The organism is Pseudomonas sp. GW821-FHT01D09, from assembly GCF_059422465.1.
In genome coordinates this window covers 68,279-89,372 of sequence record NZ_JBWKWY010000017.1, presented here as the reverse complement: position 1 = coordinate 89,372, position 21,094 = coordinate 68,279, and the positions used below count along the sequence as shown (strand labels likewise).

The window sequence follows — 21,094 nt, the reverse complement described above, 5'->3', positions numbered from 1 at the left end:
CGGCCACATTAGAGGCTGACAGGCGCTCTTTCGCATAAGCTATTAAGCGCCGCCGCCCACTGCGGATCATCATTGAGGCACGGCACCAGCACCAACTCCTCGCCCCCGGCTTCGCGGAACTGTTCCAGGCCGCGATCACCAATCTCTTCCAGGGTCTCGATGCAATCGGCGACAAACGCCGGGCACATCACCAACAGCTTCTTCACCCCTTGCCGGGCCAAGGCCTCCAGGTGGGCCTCGGTGTAGGGTTCGATCCACTTCGCCCGGCCCAGGCGGGACTGGAACGCCACCGACCATTTATCGTCCGCCAGGCCCATGCGCGCGGCAAAGTCGCGGGCGACGCTAAAGCACTGCCCGCGATAACAGGTGGTGCGCACCTGCGGCGAGGCATTGGCGCAGCAGTCGCCCGTGCCGTCGAGGGCATGCCCGGGGTTGAGCTTGTTCAAATGCCGCTCCGGCAGGCCGTGGAAGCTGAACAACAGGTGATCGTAATCCTGCTGCAAATGCGGCCTGGCACTGGCCACCAGGGCGTCGAGGTATTCCGGCTGGTCGTAGAACGGTTGCAGGATCGAGAACTGCAGGTCGAGTTGTTTATCCCGCACCACCCGCCGCGCCTCTTCAATCACCGTGGTCACGGTGCTGTCGGCAAACTGTGGGTACAACGGCGCCAGCGTGACCTTGTGGATGCCCTGGCCGGCCAGGCGGGTCAGCACGCTCTCAATCGACGGTTCGCCATAACGCATCGCCAGTTCCACCGGGCCCTGGGTCCACTGGGCGGTCATCTGCTGCTGCAAGCGGCGACTGAGCACCACCAGCGGTGAGCCTTCGTCCCACCAGATCGAGGCGTAGGCATGGGCCGATTGCTCGGGACGCTTGATCAGGATCAGCGACACCAGCAAACGCCGCACCGGCCACGGCAGGTCAATCACATACGGGTCCATCAAGAACTGATTGAGGTAGCTGCGCACATCGGCCACCGAAGTGGACGCCGGTGAACCCAGGTTGACCAGTAACAACGCGTGATCCGTCATGCAACATCCTATCTCTCAGAGGCGGCGGGACAAGTCGTCCAGGGCCGCGTGCAACTCAGTGAACTGAAAAGTGAAACCGGCGGCCAGCAACCGCTCGGGTAGTGCCTTCTGCCCGCCCAGCAACAGGCCGGACAACTCCCCCAACAAGGCCCGCAAGGCAAACGCCGGCATCGGCATGAAGGCCGGGCGGTGCAGCACCTGGCCCAGGGTCTTGGCGAACTCGCGGTTACGCACCGGCTGGGGCGCGCAGGCATTATAAGGACCGCTGGCGTCAGGTTTGTGCAGAAGAAAATCAATCAGGGCGATTTGATCCTTGATATGTACCCACGGCATCCACTGCCGGCCGTTGCCGATAGGCCCGCCCAGCGCCAGTTTAAAGGGCAATAGCAACCGCGACAAAAAGCCGCCCTCGGCCGCTAGCACCAGGCCAGTACGCACCAACACTACCCGCAGGCCTAAGGCTTCGGCGCGCTGGGCGGTTTCTTCCCAGGCGATGCACAACTGGCTGGGAAAATCGTCCAACACCGGGCCACTGGTTTCGGTCAGCTCGCGTTCACCGCCATCGCCATACCAGCCCACCGCCGAACCGGAAATCAATACCGCAGGTTTCACCGCCAGGCCCTCAAGCCAGGCCAGCAGGGTTTCCGTGAGGCTGATGCGGCTGCTCCACAGCAAGGCCTTGCGCTTGTGGGTCCAGAGGCGGTCGGCAATCGGCGCGCCGGCCAGGTTGATGACCGCGTCCACCGGCTGCGTGATGTCCTGCAAACGGGCCACACCCTGCACCTGCGCACCGCACAACCTGGCGACCTGCGCGGGGTGGCGGCTCCACACTGTCAACCGATGCCCCTGGGTGCTCCAGTGCTGGCAGAGCTGGCGGCCGATCAGACCCGTACCGCCGGTCAGCAAAATATGCATGAGATCTTCCTCCTGTAACGTTGGCCGGGCATCGCTGGTCTATTTTATAAGCAGGGATCTTTTTAATCGGCGCGACCTGGGTTTAACCATAGGCCACGCCACACGTTAAGGCATGCCGAAACTTATACCAAAAAACAATATTGTACAGCTATTGGTGTCGGCGTAGTCTGTACCCAACGGTAAAACGAGGCCTCCCATGACTGTTCCCATCGCGATCATCGGTACCGGCATCGCCGGACTTTCAGCCGCCCGCGCGTTAAAAGATGCCGGGCACGTTGTCCAACTCTTCGATAAAAGCCACGGCAGTGGCGGGCGCATGTCCAGCAAGCGCAGCGAGGCCGGCACGTTGGATCTGGGCGCGCAGTATTTCACGGCCCGCGACCGGCGCTTCGTCAATGAAGTACAACGCTGGCAAGCCAATGGCTGGGCCGCCGAGTGGGAGCCGCAACTCTACAACTTCCAGTCCGGGCAACTGAGCCCCTCTCCCGATGAGCAGACCCGCTGGGTCGGCACCCCGCGCATGAGCGCCATCACCCGCGCCTTGCTCGATGACCTGCCGGTGGAGTTTGGCTGCCGTATCACCGAAGTGTTCCAGGGCCAACAACACTGGAACCTGCTGGACGCCGACGGCGACAACCATGGCCCTTTCAGCCACGTGATCATTGCCACCCCGGCGCACCAGGCCACCGCCCTGCTGGCGGCGGCGCCCAAGCTGGCGAGCACCGCCGCCGGGGTGAAAATGGACCCGACCTGGGCCATCGCCCTGGCCTTCGATACGCCACTGGATACGCCGATGGAAGGCTGTTTCGTACAAAACAGCCCCCTCGACTGGCTGGCCCGCAACCGCAGCAAACCAGGGCGGGACGCCACGCCGGACACCTGGATCCTGCACGCCACCAGTGCCTGGAGCAAACAGCACCTGGACCTGCCCAAGGACGCCATTATCGAGTTGCTGCACGGCGCCTTTGCCGAACTGCTGCACTGCAGCATGCCGGCGCCCGTCTTCAGCCTGGCCCATCGCTGGCTGTATGCACGCCCCGCAAGCGGTCATGAATGGGGGGTATTGGCGGATGCCGACCTGGGCTTGTATGCCTGTGGCGACTGGTGCCTGTCGGGACGGGTCGAAGGGGCCTGGCTCAGCGGCCAGGAAGCGGCGCGGCGCCTGGTCGAACATTTGCGCTAAGCCGCTGCAATCGCTGCTATCCCGTCAGCAGGGAATAATCGGCCTATAAAACCTATACAAAATATTTGACTTGTACACCGCAAAACCTATGATGAAATTAGTTGTACAGAAAATAAAATCTGTACAGGAGTCTTGCAGAGGTTTGCCATGTCCAGTCCCCTGTCCGCCATCGGCAAACCGAAAATCGCCATCAGCGCCTGCCTGCTTGGCGAGAACGTGCGCTTCAATGGCGGGCACAAGCAATCCTCCCTGTGCCGCCAGACACTCAGCGCCTACTTCGACTTCGTGCCACTGTGCCCGGAAGTCGCCATCGGCCTGGGCATCCCCCGCGAGCCGATTCGCCTGGTGGGCGACCCGCAGCAGCCGCAAGCCGTGGGTACGGTGCATCGTGAACTGAACGTGACCGCCGCGCTGCACGCCTACGGCCAGGACATGGCCGCCGAGCACACTGACCTGTGCGGCTACATTTTTATGCAGAAGTCACCGTCCTGTGGCCTGGAACGGGTCAAGGTCTACCGCGACAACGGCACCCCGGTCGAGGGCGGCGGGCGTGGTATCTATGCCCAGGCCTTCTGTGCCCGCCACCCTAACCTGCCAGTGGAGGAAGATGGCCGCCTGCACGACCCGGTGCTGCGCGAAAATTTCCTGACCCGGGTATTTGTCTACGCCTCGTGGCAGCAATGGCTGGCCGAGGGCCTGACCCGTCATCGCCTACTGGCCTTCCACTCGCGCTATAAATACCTGCTGATGGCCCACAGCCCGGCCCACTACAAAAGCCTCGGCCATCTGTTGGGCAGCATGGGCAAGGACTGCGACCTGCCAGCCCTGGCCGCCGAGTATTTCAGCGAGTTGATGACCGCGCTGCAAAGGTGCGCCACCCGTGGCACCCATTCCAACGTGCTGCAACATATCAGCGGCTACCTCAAGCAGGCCCTCAGTGCCGCAGACAAGCAGGAAATGCAGACCCTGATCGGCCAATACCGCCACGGCATCGTACCGTTGGTGGTGCCGCTGACCTTGCTCAAGCATCACTTTCGCCACCACCCGGACCGCTACATCGCGCAGCAGGCCTACCTGCAACCGCACCCGGAAAACCTCAGCCTGCGTAATGCGATCTAACCCATGAATGCGTCCCTGCAACCTCCCGCCCACCCCGTCGCCAACCTGGCCCTGGAACAAGGCTGGCTACCGATTCGCGAGGTGTCCCGCCAGACCGGGGTCAACGCGGTGACCCTGCGTGCCTGGGAGCGGCGCTACGGCCTGATCGTGCCGCAACGCACGCCCAAGGGCCACCGGCTGTTCGGCGCCGACCATGTGCAGCGCATCCAGACCATCCTGACCTGGCTCAACCGTGGCGTGCCGGTCAGCCAGGTCAAGCAACTGATCGACAACGCCCAGCCGGTGGACGCCAGCGCTGAAAACGAATGGCAGGGCCTGCGCCAGACCCTGGTGCAAGCCATCGGCCAACTGGCCGAGCGCCGGGTGGATGCGGTGTTCAACCAGGCCATGGCCCTCTACCCGCCGCGCACCCTCTGCGAGCACCTGTTGTTGCCGCTGCTCAAGGAGCTGGACCAACGTTGGCAAGGCCAGTTCGGCGCACAGATGGAGCGGGTGTTTTTTTATTCCTGGCTGCGCAGCAAATTCGGCGCGCGGCTGTATCACAACAATCGCCAGCTCAGTGGCTCCCCTTTATTGCTGATCAATCATTCCAACCGGCCACTGGAGCCGCACCTGTGGTTGAGCGCCTGGCTGGCCAGCAGCGCCGATTGCCCGGTGGAAGTCTTCGACTGGCCGCTGCCCACCGGCGAGCTGGCCCTGGCGGTCGAACACCTGCAACCACGCGCCGTGCTGCTGTACTCCAGCCAGGCCCTCCATTTGGCAGGCCTGCCGAAACTATTGAGCGGTGCCCGTTGCCCAATTCTGATCGCCGGCCCCACGGTCTGCATCCACCAGGCCGAGTTGTCCGTCTTAACCCAGGACATCCCCGGGCTGTTGTTGGCCGAAGACCCGTTGTCGGCCCATCAGCTCCTGATCCAGCATGGGCTTCTCTAATGCATCTGATCTGGCTGCGCAGCGACCTGCGCCTGCATGACAACACCGCCCTCGCCGCCGCCTGCCAGCGCGGGCCGACGGCGGCGGTGTACCTGATCACCGCCGCGCAGTGGCTGGCCCATGACGATGCGCCGTGCAAGGTGGACTTCTGGCTGCGCAACCTCAAGGCCCTGAGCCTGGCCCTGGGAAAGCTGAATATTCCCCTGCTGATCCGCCATGCCGACACCTGGGACCAGGTGCCGCAGGTGCTGGTGGAGGTGTGCCAGAGCCTGTCGGTCGAGAGCGTCCACGCCAACGAAGAATACGGGATCCACGAAAGCCGGCGTGATGCCGCCGTGGCCCGGGCCCTGGCAACACAAGGGGTGAGTTTTCAGCGTTATCTGGACCAGTTGCTGTTCCAACCCGGCAGTGTGCTGACCAAGACGGGCACCTACTTCCAGGTGTTCAGCCAGTTTCGCAAGGTCTGCTACAACCGCCTGCACACGGCCCTGCCGCGCCGGGTGGCGACGCCCAAGGCCCAGGCCGCCTTGGCCTTGGCCAGCGATGCCGTGCCCGGGCAGGTCAAGGGCTTTGCCCCGCCCAGCGACACCCTGCGCGCCCTTTGGCCGGCCGGTGAAGATGAGGCGCAGCGGCGCCTTGCACAGTTTGCCGACGCACAGATCAGCTATTACAAGGACGAACGCGACTTCCCGGCCAAGCCCGGCACCAGCCAACTGTCGGCGTACCTCGCCGCTGGCGTGGTGTCGCCGCGCCAATGTCTGCACGCGGCGCTGCAAAGCAACCAGGGTGAATTTGAAAGCGGCGATACCGGCGCCATTACCTGGATCAACGAGCTGCTGTGGCGCGAGTTCTACAAACATATCCTGGTGGGCTACCCACGGGTGTCGCGTCATCGCGCGTTTCGCCCGGAAACCGAAGCCGTGGCCTGGCGCCACGCCCCCGCGGACCTGGCCGCCTGGCAGGAAGCGCGCACCGGCCTGCCGATCATCGATGCCGCGATGCGCCAACTCTTGGCAACCGGCTGGATGCATAACCGCCTGCGCATGGTGGTGGCGATGTTTTTGACCAAAAACCTGTTGATCGACTGGCGCGAAGGCGAGCGCTTTTTTATGCGCCACTTGATCGACGGCGATCTGGCGGCCAACAACGGCGGCTGGCAATGGAGCTCGTCCACCGGCACCGATTCGGCACCGTACTTCCGTATTTTCAGCCCGTTGAGCCAGTCCGAGAAGTTCGACGGCGAAGGGCGTTTCATCAAGCAGTGGCTGCCGCAACTGGCGGGCTTGAACAAACAGCAAGTGCACCATCCCGCCGCCGCCGGCGATCTGTTTGGCGTGGCCGACTACCCGCAGCCCATTGTCGACCTCAAGCATTCCCGTGAACGCGCGTTGGCGGCCTTTCGCGCCCTGCCCTCACGCCAGGCGGCGGGAGACAGGTATGCGTGATGGCCTGCGACAGTTCGCCGATTCCTTCACCCCACTGGGCACACACAACCGGCACCGGCTCGACAACCTGTACAGCCAGGACATATCGTTTACCGATCCACTGCATCAGGTCCGCGGTATCAGCGCGCGGTGTTACGAACATCTGCTGGTAGTTGGCCGGCCGGTCCGTTGGTTGAAAGGGAGAATGGCATGAGCCTGACATCGCCACGCCGTTATTGGCTGACCGGGGCAAGCAGTGGCCTTGGCGCCGCCCTGGCCGAGGTGTTGCTCGACAGCGGCGCCCAGGTGGCGCTGAGTGCGCGTGCCAAGGCACCGCTGGAGCAACTTGCCCAACGCTATCCTGGGCAAGTGCTGGTGGTCGCCGGCAACTTGACCAACAGCCAGGTCGTACGGGAAATCGGCGAGCAGATCGCGCAAACCTGGGGGGCCCTGGACACCGTGCTCCTGAATGCCGGCACCTGCGAATACGTGGATGCCAAGCAGTTCGATGCGTCGATTATCGAACATGTGGTGCGCACCAACCTGCTGGCCAGCAGTTATTGCATCGAAGCCGCCTTGGCGCTGCTGCGTGCCGGGCAAACCCCGCACCTGGTGGGCGTCGCCAGTGCGGTCACGTACCTGCCGATGCCCCGTGCAGAAGCCTATGGCGCGTCCAAGGCCGGCCTGCGTTCCCTGTTTGAAGCCCAGCGCCTTGACCTGTCTCCCGAAGGCATTGACGTCACGGTTGTCAGCCCCGGTTTCGTCGATACGCCGCTGACCGAACACAATGACTTTCCAATGCCCTTGAGCTGGCCGGCCGACAAGGCCGCGCGGCATATTGTCGGCAAACTGGAAGAGCGCCCCCTGGAGATTGCCTTCCCGGCGCTGTTTATCGCCACCCTGTGGCCGCTGTCGACATTGCCGAACCGCACGCGACTGATCATCGGCAAGCGCATGCTGCGCAGCCCGCCGCCGCACAAGGACAACCTGTGAAGATCGCCATTGTCGGCAGCGGGATTTCCGGGCTGACCTGCGCCTATCTGCTCAGCCGCCGCCATGACATCAGCGTATTTGAAGACGGCGTGGCCAGTGCCCTGCGCGTGGCCCAGGCGTTTGGGCAAACCCTGTAAACCGTGATGCAGGAGCGACGCGCTTGCCTGCCGGCAGCGCGCCGAAAAAAACTGGAGCCGGTCGGCTTTTACTTGCAGCTTGACGCTTGAACCTTGAAGCTGCCCCCCATGACCACCATCCCCCACACCCAAATCGCCGAACCCGCCGTCACCTGTTCCACCTGTGCAGCCTGCTGCTGCCAATTGGAAGTCATGCTGATCACCGACACCGGCGTGCCTGATCGCTTTATCGACACCGACGACTGGGGCGGCGAAGTCATGCTGCGCCTGGACGACGGCTGGTGCGCGGCGCTGGATCGCGACACGATGATGTGCACGATCTATGAGAAGCGACCATTGATTTGCCGGGAGTTCGAGATGGGCGCGCCGGAGTGCCTTGAAGAGCGCCAGGGGATTGCGACGGTCTACCGCTGAACCAAGGCCAATGAAGATCCCATATGGAAGCGGGCTTATGTGGAAGCTTGTGTGGGAGCTGGCTTGCCTGCGATAGCATCACTACGGTGTAACTGATACACCACAGCGCCTGCATCGCGGGCAAGCCCGGCTCCCACACCAGCCCACACACATAGGTTCTGCAGTGTCTGGGGAATATCAGAGCGGCATTGTGTAGTTCAACGAATAGCTCTCGACACCATCGTTGCGGCTGCTGATACCGGCGTTGGAATAGTGCGTGGCCCGGATCCCCACCTGATGCCCGCCGGCAAAACGCAAGCCCAAGCCCAGGCGGTCTTCAAACTGGAAAGCCCCGCCGATATTGTTGTCTTCGACCCGGCTGCGTGAAAACAGCGCCATGCCGATCCCCGCTTCGATGTAGGGCTTCACCGACTCGCCGGCGAACTCATACACAAACACCGGCGAAAACGACAGGCTGCTGACACTCGCACGTTCGTCCCCCTCCCAGAAGGTATAAGCGCCGCTCCAGTAGCCGGTCAGGCGGCCGACATCGCTCTGCCACCAGCTCTTGTCCCAGTCCGATTGCAGGCCCAGGCGATACGTCATGGTCGAATCGCTGGTATGCCCCACCGCAAACTCCAGGCCGGCTGCCTGGGCCGAAATCGAATGCCCCACCACAACGGCTGCAATCGCAGCCAAACAGAACAAGCGCTTCATAAGAAACATCCTTTCCAAACGAATTTGTATGATTTTTTACCGCTAATCAGGAGCTATAGAAATCACGGAGTAAGCAGAAGTTCAGTTAAAAAAACCCGCTGTTTCACGAATTTTTTACCGCTCGAAACTGCGCACAACGCCGCTGGAGTTCCAGAGTGTGGGTAGGATATTTCTTAGGTGCTGCGGCTCGCCGCTGGTCCAGAATTGCGCGGTACGGGGGGTGCCATCGGCCAGCAGTTGGCGCTCACCCAGCAGACGCTGTAGCTGGCGCGCCACTGCTGCGCCGGTATCGATCAGGATGATCGACGGTGGCAGCATCGTCGCCAGCAATGGCTTAAGGAAAGGATAGTGGGTGCAACCAAGGATGAGCGTGTCGCAGCCGGCCTCGACCAGCGGCGCGACATACCCTTGCAGCAACTGGCGCAGCACCGGGCTGCCCAGGTCGCCGGCCTCGATCAGCTCGACCAGCCCCGGGCATGGCTGGGTAATCACCCGTACATCGGTGGCAAAGCGATCCAGCAACGCGGCAAACTTGGCGCTTTGCAGGGTGCCCGTGGTGGCGAGTACGCCGACCACGCCACTGCGGGTCGCGGCAGCCGCCGGTTTGACCGCCGGCTCCATGCCCACCAGCGGCCAATCCGGGTAATCGCTGCGCAAATCCGCGACCGCCGCCACGGTTGCCGTGTTGCAGGCAATCACAAAGGCCTTGGCGCCCTGCTCGCGGAAAAACTCTGCGACCACCCGCGAACGTTCGCGAATGAAGGCCGGGGTTTTCTCGCCATAGGGGATATGCCCGCAATCGGCCACGTACAGCAGCGACTCCTGGGGCAATAAACGATGAATTTCGTCCAGCACCGACAGGCCGCCGACACCGGAGTCGAACACACCAATCGGTGCATCCTTAACCATACTGGCTACCGCAGACGCTGCAACCGGGATCGCGCTTGACCCGCAGTTCGCGAAAACGCGTGCCCAGGGCATCGATCAACAGCAGGCGCCCGACCAGGGGGGTGCCAAAGCCGGCCAGCAGTTTCAGGGCTTCCAGGGCTTGCAGGCTGCCGACCAGGCCCACCAGCGGGCCGACAACGCCGGCTTCGCTGCAGGTCAGTTCGGTGTCGCTGCCGTGCCCATATAAACAGTGGTAGCACGGGCTTTCCGGGCGGCGTGGGTCGAACACCGAGAGCTGGCCTTCGAGGCGAATCGCCGCGCCGCTGACCAGGGGCTTGCCCGCCGCCACGCACGCCGCGTTCACCGCTTCGCGGGTGGCGAAGTTGTCACAGCAGTCGAGCACCAGGTCTACATCGGCCACGGCGGCGGCCAACGAGTCCGCGTCCAGCGCCGTGCGGTGGGCCACCAGCCGTACCTCAGGGTTGATCGCACTCAGGCGGCGGATGGCCGAATCGACCTTGCTCAGGCCCACGCTGTCAGTGTCGTGGATGATCTGGCGTTGCAGGTTGGTCAGGTCGACGGTATCAAAGTCCGCCAGGTGCAGCTGGCCCACGCCGGCCGCCGCCAGGTACAGGGCCACCGGCGCACCGAGGCCACCAAGGCCGACGATCAGCACGCGGCTGTTTTTCAGGCGCAACTGGCCATCAATGTCGACCTGTTGCAACAGGATCTGCCGGCTATAGCGCAACAGCTCCTGGTCGGTCAGCACGGCCGGCGTCCCAGGCTGATGCGCTCATGGCCGCCGAGGTCAATACGGCTATGGACCTCTTCAAAACCTTGCGTCAGCAGCAGGTCACGCACGGCCGGGGCCTGGTCGTAACCATGCTCGAGCAACAACCAGCCACCGGCCTCCAGGTGCTGCGGCGCCTGGGCGATGATCAGGCGCAGGTCGTCCAGGCCGTCGTGACCGGCCACCAAGGCGCTGGCCGGCTCGAAGCGCACATCGCCCGCCACCAGGTGCGGATCGCTGTCGGCAATATAGGGCGGGTTGCTGATGATCAGGTGATAGGTGTGACCTTTGAGGGCGCTGAACCAATGACTGTTGAGCACCGTGACGTTATCCAGGTGCAGGCGCTGGCGATTACGTTCGGCCAGGGCCACGGCTTCGAGCACGCGATCCACTGCCGTCACGCGCCAGGCCGGGCGCTCGCTGGCCAGGGCCAGGGCGATGGCGCCGCTGCCGGTGCCCAGGTCGAGCACAGTGGCCGGGGTGGCGGGCAACAACTCCAGGGCCGCCTCCACCAGCAGCTCGGTGTCCGGGCGCGGGATCAGGGTGTGGGGCGCGACTTCCAGGTCGAGTTTCCAGAAGCCTTGCTGGCCGAGGATATAAGCCACCGGCTCACCACCGCGGCGACGTTGCAGGTAGTCGGCAAAACGCAGCGCGTCTTCGCTGCTGACGATTTTTTCCGGCCAGGTGTGCAGGTAGCTGCGGGACTTGCCCAGGGCTGCGGCCAGCAACAACTCCACATCCAGGCGTGCGGTCGGCGAGTCGGGCAGGTCGGCGGCGCGCAACAAGCTGGCAATAATGGTCATTTATTCACCTATTGCGGCCAGTTGGTCGGCCTGGTATTCGGCGAGCAACGGCTCGATCACTGCGTCCACGCCACCGGCAAGGATTTCGTCCAGGGAATACAGGGTCAGGTTGACCCGATGGTCGGTGACCCGGCCCTGGGCATAGTTATAGGTGCGAATGCGCTCGGAGCGGTCACCCGAGCCCACCAGCAACTTGCGCTCGCTGGCAATGGCGTTGGCCGCAGCGCTGGTCTGCTGGTCGTTGAGCTTGGCCGACAGCCAGGACATGGCCCGCGCCCGGTTCTTGTGCTGGGAACGTTCTTCCTGGCACTCCACCACAATGCCGGACGGCAAGTGGGTGATGCGGATCGCCGAGTCGGTCTTGTTGACGTGCTGGCCACCGGCGCCCGACGAGCGATAAGTGTCGACACGCAAGTCTGCCGGGTTGATCTCGATGGCTTCCTGCTCGTCGGGCTCGGGCAACACGGCCACGGTGCACGCCGAGGTGTGGATACGGCCCTGGGACTCGGTGGCGGGTACACGCTGTACGCGGTGCACGCCGGACTCGAATTTCAGCTTGCCGTAGACGTTCTCGCCTTCGACCCGGGCGATGATTTCCTTGTAGCCGCCGTGTTCCCCCTCGTTCTGCGAGAGGATTTCCACGCGCCAGCCGCGACGCTCGGCATAGCGTGAGTACATGCGGAACAGGTCGCCGGAAAAGATCGCCGCCTCGTCGCCACCGGTGCCGGCGCGGATTTCCAGGAAGACGTTGCGCCCATCGTTAGGGTCTTTGGGCAGCAGCATGCGTTGCAGGTCGCCTTCGAGCTCGATGAGCTTGTCTTTGGCTTCGCGGACTTCTTCCACGGCCATTTCCCGCATGTCCGGGTCGCTGTCCTTGAGCAGCGCCTGGGCGCCTTCGAGGTCGGCCTGCACCTTGAGCAGTTGCGAATAGGTGGTCACGATCGGCTCAACTTCGGCGTATTCCTTGGAATAGGCGCGGAACTTGGTCTGATCGGAAATAACCTCGCCGTCGCCGAGCAAGGCGGTCAGTTCTTCGAAACGGTCCTGGAGCACGTCCAGTTTATTGAGCAGTGACGCTTTCATTGCGGTTTTTTATCCGAAGAGCTGTCTGACGCGCCCTCACCGAGGGCAAAGAGTTCCTGGGCCATGGCCAGCGCATCGAGGCGGCCTTCGGCTGTCAGTTTTTTAAGCTGTACGCTGGGAGCATGCAACAGCTTGTTGGTGAGGCCACGGGCCAATTGCATCAAGATGTCTTCAGCGTTGCCGCCATTGGCCAGCAGGCGCTGGGCCTTGATCAATTCTTCATCGCGCAGGCGCTCGCCCTGTTGGCGATAGGCCTTGAGCACATCCACGGCGGCCAGCTCGCGCAGGCGCACCATAAAGTCATCGGCGCCGATGGCGACCATTTCTTCGGCGGCCTGGGCAGCGCCCTGGCGGCTCTTGAGGTTTTCGGCGACCACTTCGTGCAGGTCGTCGACGCTATACAGGTAAACGTCGTCCAACTCGCCGACTTCGGGCTCGATATCCCGGGGAACGGCGATATCCACCATGAAAATCGGTTTGTGCTTGCGCAGCTTCAGGGCGCTTTCCACCGCGCCCTTGCCAAGGATCGGCAACTGGCTGGCGGTGGAGCTGATCACGATATCGCTGCGCACCAGCTCGGCCGGGATGTCGGCCAGCAACACCGCGTGGGCACCGAACTCTTCAGCCAGGATGCTCGCGCGCTCCAGGGTCCGGTTGGCCACCACGATGCGCTTGACACCCAGGTCATGCAGGTGCCGGGCGACCAGGGTAATGGTCTCGCCCGCGCCGATCAGCAGGGCCTGGCTGCGTTGCAGGTCGCTGAAGATCTGCTTGGCCAGGCTGACGGCGGCAAACGCCACGGACACCGGGTTTTCGCCAATCGCCGTATCGGTACGCACCTGCTTGGCCGAATTGAAAGTGGCCTGGAACAGACGCCCCAGCAACGGCCCCACGGTCCCGGCTTCGCGGGCCACGGCGTAGGCCGATTTCATCTGGCCGAGGATCTGCGGCTCACCCAAAACCAGGGAGTCGAGCCCGGATGCCACACGCATCATGTGACGAACTGCCGCATCCTCTTCGTGCACATAAGCGCTGGCGCGCAGGTCATCCAGGCTCAAATGATGGTATTCAGCCAGCCAGCGCAGTACCCCATCCGACGAAAGATGTTCCTGCTCTATATAGAGCTCGCTGCGATTGCAGGTGGAAAGGATCGCAGCTTCGCGGCTGTCGGTGAGCCGGCACAGCTGCTGCAAAGCCTCAACCAATTGCTCCGGGGTAAACGCCACGCGCTCGCGGACGTCTACAGAAGCAGTCTTGTGGTTGATACCCAGAGCAAGGAAGGCCATTCAATATCGCTGATGATGTCGAGAAGCCGACAATTGTCCTACTTCGACTGATTCAGAACAACCACCGTCGTCTATTGTCCTAATGCCTTGTGTCTATAAAGGCACCAATTGAGACTCGGTTATGTTTGGCCGAGGGCTTGTGTCATGATGATCCGACCGCAGGTTAGTCGTCCTCTTCCTATATGAATAGATCTTCCGCGTTGCTCCTTGCCCTTGCCTTCCTCGGCGGCTGCCAGTCCATGGCCCCCGTATCGCCGCAGAGCCCTGCGCCGGTGGAAGACAGCACCCCCGCCCCTGAAAAACCCAAGGTTTATGCCTCGTTCAGCGAAGAAACGGTGTTCAGCCTGCTGAGCGCGGAGCTGGCCGGCCAGCGCAATCGTTTCGACATTGCCCTGGATAACTACGTGACCCAGGCCATCAACACCCAGGACCCGGGGATTTCCGAGCGGGCGTTTCGCATCGCCGAATACCTGGGCGCCGACCAGGCCGCCCTGGATACCGCGCTGATCTGGGCCAAAAATGCCCCGCAAGACCTGGAAGCCCAGCGCGCCGCGGCAATCCAGCTGGCCCGTGCCGGGCGCTACGACGACTCCATGGTCTACATGGAAAAAGTCTTGCAGGGCAAGGGCGACACCCATTTCGACTTCCTCGCCCTGTCGGCCGCCGACACCGACCAGGACACCCGCGATGGCCTGATGAAAAGCTTCGACCGCCTGCTGCAAAAGCACCCGAGCAATAGCCAGTTGGTATTTGGCAAGGCGTTGCTGCTGCAACAGGATGACGAACCGCAAGCCGCCCTCAAGCTGCTGGAGCAAAACCCGCCGGAAGAGGGTGAAGTCGCCCCGCTGCTGCTGCGCGCGCGCCTGCTGCAAAGCCTCAACCGGGGCAAGGAAGCCTTGCCACTGCTGCAAAAAAGCATCAAGAAGTACCCGGACGACAAGCGCCTGCGCCTGACCTACGCCCGCATGCTGGTGGAACAGGACCGCATGGAAGACGCCAAGGTAGAGTTCGCCAGCCTGGTCCAGCAATACCCGGACGATGACGAATTGCGTTACTCCCTGGCGCTGGTCTGCCTGGAAGCCAAGGCCTGGGAAGAGGCCAAGGGCTACCTGGAAGACCTGATCGCGCGGGAAAGCCATGTCGATTCGGCCCACCTGAACCTGGGACGCATCGCCGAGGAACGGGATGACCCGCAAGGCGCGCTGATCGAATACGCCCAGGTCGGCCCCGGCAACGACTATCTGCCGGCACAACTGCGCCAGGCCGATATCCTGATGAACAACGGCCGCACCGACGAAGCCGAAAAGCGCCTGGCCGCTGCCCGCGATGCCGAGCCGGACTATGCCATCCAGCTGTATCTGATCCAGGCCGAGACCCTGTCGGCCAACAATCAGGGGGAGCGCGCCTGGAAAATCCTCGCCCAGGCCCTGCTGCAATACCCCGACGACCTGAACCTGCTGTACACCCGCGCCATGCAGGCCGAAAAACGCAATGACCTGGCCCAGATGGAAAAGGACCTGCGCCTGATCATCAAGCGCGACCCGGACAATGCCATGGCACTGAACGCCCTGGGCTACACCTTGTCAGACCGGACGACGCGCTATGCCGAGGCCAAGGCTCTGATCGAACAGGCGCACCAGCTCAACCCGGAAGACCCGGCGGTGCTCGACAGCCTGGGCTGGGTGAATTACCGCCTGGGCAACCTCGATGAAGCCGAACGCCTGCTGCGCCAGGCCCTGGAGCGGTTCCCCGACCAGGAAGTGGCCGCGCACCTGGGCGAAGTGCTCTGGGCCAAAGGCAACCAGCGCGAAGCCCGACAAATCTGGGCCAAGTTCCTCAAGGAACAACCCGACAGCCCTATCCTGCGCAGCACCATCAAGCGCCTGACCGGATCCGAGACTCTTTAATTCTATGTTTTTGCGACACGCCATCGTTTTCAGTTTTATCGCCCTGCTCGCCGGTTGTGCGGGCTTCGGTGCCCGTGAATCCGTCGAAGGCCAGGGCAACCCGGCACAGTGGCGCCAGCACAAGGATCAGCTCAGCAGCATTGATGGCTGGCAGATCGAGGGCAAGATCGGGGTTCGCGCACCGAAGGATTCGGGCAGCGGCACCTTGTTCTGGCTGCAACGCCAGGACTATTACGATATCCGCCTCTCTGGGCCCCTGGGCCGTGGCGCCGCACGCCTGACCGGCCGACCGGGGCAAGTGAGCCTCGAAGTGGCCAACCAGGGCCGCTATGAAGCGCCCTCGCCGGAGGCCTTGCTCGAAGAGCAGGTCGGCTGGAAGTTGCCAGTCTCCCATCTGGTCTGGTGGGTTCGCGGCCTGCCCGCGCCTGACAGCAAGAGCCGCCTGAGCCTCAATGGCGACAGTCGCCTGGCCACCCTGGAACAGGATGGCTGGCAGGTTGAATACTTGAGCTACGTGGAACAAAGCGGCTACTGGCTGCCCGAGCGCATCAAGCTGCACGGCTCCAACCTTGATGTCACGCTGGTGATCAAGGACTGGCAACCACGCAAGCTGGGGCAATGACATGCGCGAACGTCTGACCCTGCCCTCCCCGGCCAAGCTCAATCTGATGCTGCACATCCTCGGCCGTCGTGCAGACGGCTACCACGAGTTGCAGACGCTGTTTCAATTTCTCGACTACGGCGACGAGATGACCTTCGCCGTGCGCGACGATGGCGTGATCCAGCTGCACACCGAATTTGCCGATGTGCCCCACGACAGCAACCTGATCGTGAAGGCCGCCAAAAAACTTCAGCAGCAATCCGGCTGTACCCTGGGCATCGATATCTGGATCGATAAAATCCTGCCCATGGGCGGCGGTATCGGTGGTGGCAGCTCGAATGCCGCCACCACCCTGCTCGGTCTCAATCACTTGTGGCAGCTGGGCTGGGATGAAGATCGCCTGGCCGCACTGGGCCTGACCCTGGGCGCCGACGTCCCGGTTTTTGTGCGTGGACACGCCGCATTTGCTGAGGGTGTCGGGGAAAAACTCACCCCTGTAGACCCCGAAGAGCCGTGGTATGTCGTGCTTGTCCCGCAAGTATCTGTAAGTACAGCAGAAATTTTTTCAGATCCGTTGTTGACACGTAACTCTTCTCCCATTAAAGTGCGCCCCGTTCCCAAGGGAAACAGTCGAAATGACTGCTTACCGGTGGTAGCAAGGCGTTATCCAGATGTATGTAACGCATTGAATTTGTTAGGTAAATTTACCGAAGCAAAACTCACCGGAACTGGAAGTTGTGTGTTTGGGGGCTTCCCAAACAAAGCTGAAGCTGATAAAGTCTCGGCCCTTCTTACAGAGACCCTTACAGGGTTTGTAGCAAAGGGAAGCAACGTTTCGATGTTGCATCGCAAGCTGCAAAGTCTGCTCTAAAGGAACCGAGTACTGGGTACTCGTTGCAACAGATACAGGGGCGTCGCCAAGCGGTAAGGCAGCAGGTTTTGATCCTGCCATGCGTTGGTTCGAATCCAGCCGCCCCTGCCATTTTCTATACTCATCCAGGTTACCCTCAGCCTCTAGGTACTGCGCGTGTCCAAGATGATGGTCTTTACGGGGAACGCTAACCCCGATCTGGCTCGGCGTGTTGTACGTCAGCTGCATATCCCTCTCGGTGACATCTCTGTCGGTAAGTTCTCCGACGGCGAAATTACAGCCGAGATCAATGAAAATGTCCGCGGTAAAGATGTTTTCATTATTCAGCCGACTTGCGCTCCGACCAACGACAACCTGATGGAACTCGTCGTGATGGCTGATGCCTTCCGCCGCTCCTCAGCGACTCGAATCACAGCTGTAATCCCTTACTTTGGTTATGCCCGTCAGGATCGCCGTCCGCGTTCTGCACGTGTGGCGATCAGCGCGAAAGTCGTCGCTGACATGCTGACCGTGGTAGGTATCGACCGTGTTCTCACGGTTGACCTGCACGCTGACCAAATCCAGGGGTTCTTCGATATTCCGGTAGATAACATCTACGGCTCCCCCGTCCTGGTGGATGACATCGAAGACCAGCGCTTTGAAAACCTGATGATCGTGTCCCCGGACATTGGCGGCGTCGTGCGTGCACGGGCTGTTGCCAAATCCCTGGGCGTGGATCTCGGGATCATCGACAAACGCCGTGAGAAAGCCAATCACTCTGAAGTGATGCATATCATCGGTGATGTCGAAGGGCGTACCTGTATTCTGGTCGATGACATGGTCGATACCGCCGGCACCCTGTGCCACGCGGCAAAAGCCTTGAAAGAGCACGGTGCGGCTAAAGTCTTCGCCTACTGCACACACCCTGTGCTGTCGGGCCGAGCGATCGAGAACATCGAGAACTCTGTGCTGGACGAACTGGTGGTGACCAACACCATCCCGTTGTCCGCAGCGGCTCAAGCCTGTGCGCGTATCCGTCAACTGGATATCGCACCGGTTGTTGCTGAGGCGGTTCGCCGTATCAGCAATGAAGAATCGATCAGCGCGATGTTCCGCTAAGGGTCAACCCTTGGCGGCATCAACCTGACGAAAAGCGCCCCGCCCCGACATTCTGTTGGGGCGGGGCTTTTTTGCCCATGTCGAGCCTGGCGCTGGTCGCAAACGCCACTCGATGATGGCTATTTTGGAGATACAACATGACTAACTTTACTCTGAACGCTCAAGCGCGTACTGACCTGGGGAAAGGTGCGAGCCGCCGCCTGCGTCACGCCGCCAACATTCCTGCTGTTGTCTACGGCGGTAACAAGCCTGCTGAATCCGTGACCATCCTGGCCAAGGAAATCGCCAAGCTGTTTGAAAACGAAGCGGCCTACAGCCACGTTATCGAGCTGAACGTCGATGGCGCCAAGCAGAACGTAATCGTTAAAGCCATGCAGCGTCACCCGTCCAAGCAATTCATCATGCACGCTGACTTCGTTCGCGTTGTTGCTGGCCAGAAGCTGACCGCTATCGTGCCTGTCCACTTCATCGGTGAAGAAGCACCGATCAAGAAAGGCGGCGAGATTTCTCACGTTGTGAACGAAATCGAAGTGACCTGCCTGCCAAAGGACCTGCCTGAGTTCATCGAAGTCGACCTGTCGACCGCTGAAATCGGTGCCATCATCCACCTGTCCGACCTCAAGGCCCCTAAAGGCGTTGAGTTCGTCGCACTGGCTCACGGTGATGACAAAGCTGTTGCAAACGTTCACGCTCCGCGCGTTGCACCAGAAGCTGAAGAAGGCGCTGCAGAGTAATTCACTCTGTAATGCCGGAGCTTGAGGAAACATCGCGGACCGAAACGTAGCGAGAAAGCGGGCGATAACGCGAAGTTTATCTCTGGATAAGTGAGCTCCTGTCGTCCACTTTCGCCGCAATGAGGTTGCGGCGATGTTATCCACAACTCCAAAGGAAGGGCCCCTGTCGTGACTGCCATTAAACTGATCGTTGGCCTGGGAAATCCAGGCGCCGAATACGAACAGACCCGGCATAACGCAGGGGCCCTTTTTGTTGAGCGGATCGCCCACGCCCAAGGCATCAACCTGGTGGCCGATCGCAAATATTTTGGCCTGACCGGACGCTTCTCGCATCAGGGTCAGGATGTTCGTCTGCTGATTCCCACCACCTACATGAACCGCAGCGGCCAGGCTGTCGCGGCGCTTGCGGGCTTCTTTCGGATCAAACCCGAGGAAATCCTGGTGGCCCATGACGAACTGGACCTGCCACCCGGCGTTGCCAAGCTCAAGCAAGGCGGCGGCCACGGCGGTCATAATGGCCTGCGCGACATCATTGCGCAGTTGGGCAATCAGAATACGTTCTACCGTCTGCGGCTCGGCATTGGCCACCCAGGCGTTGCCAGTATGGTTTCAAATTTCGTCCTGGGTCGTGCGCCACGCGCCGAACAGGAAAAACTCGATGCCAGCATCGATTTTGCCCTCGGCGTGCTGCCGGATATCTTCGCCGGTGAATGGAACCGTGCGATGAAAAACCTGCACAGCCAGAAGGCCTGACTCTTATCCGAGGGGAAACACCATGGGATTCAATTGCGGCATCGTCGGCCTACCTAACGTCGGCAAGTCCACCCTGTTCAACGCCCTGACCAAGTCCGGTATTGCGGCGGAGAACTTCCCCTTCTGCACCATCGAACCCAACACCGGTATCGTGCCGATGCCCGATCCCCGCCTGGAGGCCCTGGCGGCCATCGTCAACCCCAAGCGCATCCTGCCGACCACCATGGAATTCGTCGATATCGCAGGCCTGGTGGCTGGCGCGTCGAAAGGTGAAGGCCTGGGCAACAAGTTCCTGGCCAACATCCGCGAGACCGATGCCATCGCCCACGTGGTCCGCTGCTTTGAAGACGAGAACGTGATTCACGTCTCCAACAGCGTCGACCCGAAACGCGATATCGAGATCATCGACCTGGAACTGATCTTCGCCGACCTCGACAGCTGCGAGAAGCAGCTGCAAAAGGTTACGCGTAACGCCAAAGGCGGCGACAAGGACGCAGTGGTGCAGAAGGCCCTGCTGGAGCAGTTGATCGCCCACTTCACCCTGGGCAAGCCTGCACGCAGCCTGATGAAGAACATGAGCGTCGACGAAAAGGCCGTGATCAAGGGCTTCCACCTGCTGACCACCAAGCCTGTGATGTACATCGCCAACGTGGCGGAAGACGGTTTTGAAAACAACCCGCTGCTCGACGTGGTCCTGGCCATTGCCGAAGAAGAAGGCGCGATGGTTGTACCGGTGTGCAACAAGATCGAAGCGGAAATTGCCGAACTCGAAGACGGCGAAGAGAAAGACATGTTCCTCGAGGCCCTGGGCCTGGAAGAGCCTGGCCTGAACCGCGTGATCCGTGCGGGCTACGAAATGCTGCACCTGCAGACCTACTTCACCGCCGGTGTCGAAGAAGTGCGTGCCTGGACCGTCAAGGTTGGCGCCACCGCGCCACAAGCCGCGGGCGTGATCCACACCGACTTTGAAAAAGGCTTTATCCGTGCCGAAGTCATCGCCTACAACGACTTTATCCAGTTCAAGGGTGAAGCCGGGGCCAAGGAAGCCGGTAAATGGCGCCTGGAAGGCAAGGAATATATCGTCAAGGATGGCGATGTGATGCACTTCCGCTTCAACGTGTAAGCTGGCTGTACGGCCCAAGCGGTAGAACAAAAAGCCGATGCTCTGCATCGGCTTTTTTGTGGGCGATGATTATTGACGAAGCACAGGCAGCCCAATGAAACAAAAACTCATATAACTGTTGCACAACATCAAACACTATTGGCCACCCGTTCCCCCCAGAAAAAACCAGAAAATAAAAACAACATTATCTTTAGGATTATTCCCATCAACAACAAGACTATCTGCCCGATCAAATACACTCTTGCCACTTGACCGCCTACACTTATATTTTTCACGCTTTACAGTCACCATTTCTTACTTCCATACACGATG

21 protein-coding genes, 1 tRNA gene and 1 pseudogene are annotated in these 21,094 nt (G+C 61.3%); 15 read left to right on the top strand and 8 right to left on the bottom strand.

Annotation, left to right across the window (positions count from 1 at the left end):
- Nucleotides 1-8: 8 nt before the first annotated feature.
- On the bottom strand, nt 9-1,031 hold the full coding sequence (gene hemH, locus AC07W7_RS16505) for a ferrochelatase (protein WP_076962844.1): 1,023 nt from the start codon (nt 1,029-1,031) through the stop codon (nt 9-11).
- A 15-nt stretch (nt 1,032-1,046) separates the two neighbouring features.
- On the bottom strand, nt 1,047-1,946 hold the full coding sequence (locus AC07W7_RS16500; protein ID WP_495039712.1) for a TIGR01777 family oxidoreductase: 900 nt from the start codon (nt 1,944-1,946) through the stop codon (nt 1,047-1,049).
- 196 nt (nt 1,947-2,142) lie between these two features.
- On the opposite strand from AC07W7_RS16500, the gene AC07W7_RS16495 reads away from it, so the two are divergent.
- The 7 genes and pseudogenes from AC07W7_RS16495 (at nt 2,143) to AC07W7_RS16465 (ending at nt 8,149) form a co-directional block, all read left to right on the top strand.
- Nucleotides 2,143-3,129, top strand: coding sequence for an NAD(P)/FAD-dependent oxidoreductase (locus tag AC07W7_RS16495; protein ID WP_495039711.1), 987 nt, complete (start codon nt 2,143-2,145; stop codon nt 3,127-3,129).
- Nucleotides 3,130-3,276: 147 nt separating this feature from the next.
- A complete protein-coding gene (locus tag AC07W7_RS16490; protein WP_495039710.1) occupies nt 3,277-4,248 on the top strand; it encodes a YbgA family protein in 972 nt (323 codons plus the stop codon).
- A 3-nt stretch (nt 4,249-4,251) separates the two neighbouring features.
- A complete protein-coding gene (locus AC07W7_RS16485) occupies nt 4,252-5,181 on the top strand; it encodes a MerR family transcriptional regulator (RefSeq protein ID WP_495039709.1) in 930 nt (309 codons plus the stop codon).
- On the top strand, nt 5,181-6,626 hold the full coding sequence (gene phrB / locus AC07W7_RS16480) for a deoxyribodipyrimidine photo-lyase (RefSeq protein ID WP_495039708.1): 1,446 nt from the start codon (nt 5,181-5,183) through the stop codon (nt 6,624-6,626). Before AC07W7_RS16485 ends, phrB begins: the two co-directional genes overlap by 1 nt.
- A 189-nt stretch (nt 6,627-6,815) precedes the next feature.
- Nucleotides 6,816-7,598 (top strand): SDR family NAD(P)-dependent oxidoreductase, encoded by a 783-nt coding sequence (locus AC07W7_RS16475; protein ID WP_495039707.1) that lies wholly within the window; start codon nt 6,816-6,818, stop codon nt 7,596-7,598.
- Nucleotides 7,595-7,681 (top strand): annotated as a pseudogene (locus AC07W7_RS16470) (NAD(P)-binding protein); the annotation flags it as partial. The gene AC07W7_RS16475 and the pseudogene AC07W7_RS16470, both read left to right, overlap by 4 nt.
- Nucleotides 7,682-7,843: 162 nt before the next feature.
- Nucleotides 7,844-8,149, top strand: coding sequence for a YkgJ family cysteine cluster protein (locus AC07W7_RS16465; protein ID WP_076962851.1), 306 nt, complete (start codon nt 7,844-7,846; stop codon nt 8,147-8,149).
- A 177-nt stretch (nt 8,150-8,326) separates the two neighbouring features.
- Here the strand turns inward: AC07W7_RS16465 and AC07W7_RS16460 are convergent, their stop codons facing one another.
- The 6 genes from AC07W7_RS16460 to hemA all read right to left on the bottom strand — a co-directional run bounded on the left by AC07W7_RS16460 (nt 8,327) and on the right by hemA (nt 13,695).
- Nucleotides 8,327-8,845, bottom strand: a complete 519-nt coding sequence (locus AC07W7_RS16460) for an acyloxyacyl hydrolase (protein WP_076962852.1) — start codon at nt 8,843-8,845, stop codon at nt 8,327-8,329.
- Between the two features lie 114 nt (nt 8,846-8,959).
- Nucleotides 8,960-9,754 carry a glutamate racemase gene (gene murI, locus AC07W7_RS16455; RefSeq protein WP_099167960.1) on the bottom strand — a complete coding sequence of 265 codons (795 nt, stop codon included), beginning with the start codon at nt 9,752-9,754 and terminating at the stop codon, nt 8,960-8,962.
- Nucleotides 9,747-10,502, bottom strand: coding sequence for a molybdopterin-synthase adenylyltransferase MoeB (locus AC07W7_RS16450; RefSeq protein ID WP_495039706.1), 756 nt, complete (start codon nt 10,500-10,502; stop codon nt 9,747-9,749). The genes murI and AC07W7_RS16450 overlap by 8 nt, the downstream gene beginning before the upstream one ends.
- On the bottom strand, nt 10,496-11,326 hold the full coding sequence (gene prmC, locus AC07W7_RS16445; RefSeq protein WP_076962855.1) for a peptide chain release factor N(5)-glutamine methyltransferase: 831 nt from the start codon (nt 11,324-11,326) through the stop codon (nt 10,496-10,498). The genes AC07W7_RS16450 and prmC overlap by 7 nt, the downstream gene beginning before the upstream one ends.
- A complete protein-coding gene (gene prfA, locus AC07W7_RS16440) occupies nt 11,327-12,409 on the bottom strand; it encodes a peptide chain release factor 1 (protein WP_076962856.1) in 1,083 nt (360 codons plus the stop codon). It abuts the gene before it with no gap.
- Nucleotides 12,406-13,695, bottom strand: coding sequence for a glutamyl-tRNA reductase (gene hemA, locus AC07W7_RS16435; protein WP_197883651.1), 1,290 nt, complete (start codon nt 13,693-13,695; stop codon nt 12,406-12,408). The genes prfA and hemA overlap by 4 nt, the downstream gene beginning before the upstream one ends.
- 182 nt (nt 13,696-13,877) lie before the next feature.
- On the opposite strand from hemA, the gene AC07W7_RS16430 reads away from it, so the two are divergent.
- The 8 genes from AC07W7_RS16430 to ychF all read left to right on the top strand — a co-directional run bounded on the left by AC07W7_RS16430 (nt 13,878) and on the right by ychF (nt 20,782).
- A complete protein-coding gene (locus tag AC07W7_RS16430) occupies nt 13,878-15,602 on the top strand; it encodes a tetratricopeptide repeat protein (RefSeq protein WP_169897868.1) in 1,725 nt (574 codons plus the stop codon).
- 4 nt (nt 15,603-15,606) lie between these two features.
- On the top strand, nt 15,607-16,224 hold the full coding sequence (lolB, locus tag AC07W7_RS16425) for a lipoprotein insertase outer membrane protein LolB (protein ID WP_070996768.1): 618 nt from the start codon (nt 15,607-15,609) through the stop codon (nt 16,222-16,224).
- 1 nt (nt 16,225) lies between these two features.
- The gene (gene ispE / locus AC07W7_RS16420; RefSeq protein WP_495039705.1) at nt 16,226-17,074 is read left to right on the top strand and encodes a 4-(cytidine 5'-diphospho)-2-C-methyl-D-erythritol kinase; all 849 of its coding nucleotides are present in this window, start codon (nt 16,226-16,228) and stop codon (nt 17,072-17,074) included.
- A 36-nt stretch (nt 17,075-17,110) separates the two neighbouring features.
- Nucleotides 17,111-17,185 (top strand) — tRNA-Gln (locus tag AC07W7_RS16415).
- Nucleotides 17,186-17,230: 45 nt separating this feature from the next.
- Nucleotides 17,231-18,172 (top strand): ribose-phosphate pyrophosphokinase, encoded by a 942-nt coding sequence (locus AC07W7_RS16410; protein WP_003171603.1) that lies wholly within the window; start codon nt 17,231-17,233, stop codon nt 18,170-18,172.
- Between the two features lie 137 nt (nt 18,173-18,309).
- A complete protein-coding gene (locus tag AC07W7_RS16405) occupies nt 18,310-18,906 on the top strand; it encodes a 50S ribosomal protein L25/general stress protein Ctc (RefSeq protein WP_169897870.1) in 597 nt (198 codons plus the stop codon).
- 168 nt (nt 18,907-19,074) lie between these two features.
- Nucleotides 19,075-19,659 (top strand): aminoacyl-tRNA hydrolase, encoded by a 585-nt coding sequence (gene pth / locus AC07W7_RS16400; RefSeq protein ID WP_032857782.1) that lies wholly within the window; start codon nt 19,075-19,077, stop codon nt 19,657-19,659.
- Nucleotides 19,660-19,681: 22 nt separating this feature from the next.
- Nucleotides 19,682-20,782 (top strand): redox-regulated ATPase YchF, encoded by a 1,101-nt coding sequence (gene ychF / locus AC07W7_RS16395; protein ID WP_029295691.1) that lies wholly within the window; start codon nt 19,682-19,684, stop codon nt 20,780-20,782.
- Nucleotides 20,783-21,094 lie beyond the last annotated feature (312 nt).

Coding starts and splice junctions, on each gene's coding strand:
- hemH (WP_076962844.1), bottom strand. CDS start 1,031: ATGACGGATCACGCGTTGTTACTGGTCAACCTGGGTTCACCGGCGTCC.
- AC07W7_RS16500 (WP_495039712.1), bottom strand. CDS start 1,946: ATGCATATTTTGCTGACCGGCGGTACGGGTCTGATCGGCCGCCAGCTC.
- AC07W7_RS16495 (WP_495039711.1), top strand. CDS start 2,143: ATGACTGTTCCCATCGCGATCATCGGTACCGGCATCGCCGGACTTTCA.
- AC07W7_RS16490 (WP_495039710.1), top strand. CDS start 3,277: ATGTCCAGTCCCCTGTCCGCCATCGGCAAACCGAAAATCGCCATCAGC.
- AC07W7_RS16485 (WP_495039709.1), top strand. CDS start 4,252: ATGAATGCGTCCCTGCAACCTCCCGCCCACCCCGTCGCCAACCTGGCC.
- phrB (WP_495039708.1), top strand. CDS start 5,181: ATGCATCTGATCTGGCTGCGCAGCGACCTGCGCCTGCATGACAACACC.
- AC07W7_RS16475 (WP_495039707.1), top strand. CDS start 6,816: ATGAGCCTGACATCGCCACGCCGTTATTGGCTGACCGGGGCAAGCAGT.
- AC07W7_RS16465 (WP_076962851.1), top strand. CDS start 7,844: ATGACCACCATCCCCCACACCCAAATCGCCGAACCCGCCGTCACCTGT.
- AC07W7_RS16460 (WP_076962852.1), bottom strand. CDS start 8,845: ATGAAGCGCTTGTTCTGTTTGGCTGCGATTGCAGCCGTTGTGGTGGGG.
- murI (WP_099167960.1), bottom strand. CDS start 9,754: ATGGTTAAGGATGCACCGATTGGTGTGTTCGACTCCGGTGTCGGCGGC.
- prmC (WP_076962855.1), bottom strand. CDS start 11,326: ATGACCATTATTGCCAGCTTGTTGCGCGCCGCCGACCTGCCCGACTCG.
- prfA (WP_076962856.1), bottom strand. CDS start 12,409: ATGAAAGCGTCACTGCTCAATAAACTGGACGTGCTCCAGGACCGTTTC.
- hemA (WP_197883651.1), bottom strand. CDS start 13,695: ATGGCCTTCCTTGCTCTGGGTATCAACCACAAGACTGCTTCTGTAGAC.
- AC07W7_RS16430 (WP_169897868.1), top strand. CDS start 13,878: ATGAATAGATCTTCCGCGTTGCTCCTTGCCCTTGCCTTCCTCGGCGGC.
- lolB (WP_070996768.1), top strand. CDS start 15,607: ATGTTTTTGCGACACGCCATCGTTTTCAGTTTTATCGCCCTGCTCGCC.
- ispE (WP_495039705.1), top strand. CDS start 16,226: ATGCGCGAACGTCTGACCCTGCCCTCCCCGGCCAAGCTCAATCTGATG.
- AC07W7_RS16405 (WP_169897870.1), top strand. CDS start 18,310: ATGACTAACTTTACTCTGAACGCTCAAGCGCGTACTGACCTGGGGAAA.
- ychF (WP_029295691.1), top strand. CDS start 19,682: ATGGGATTCAATTGCGGCATCGTCGGCCTACCTAACGTCGGCAAGTCC.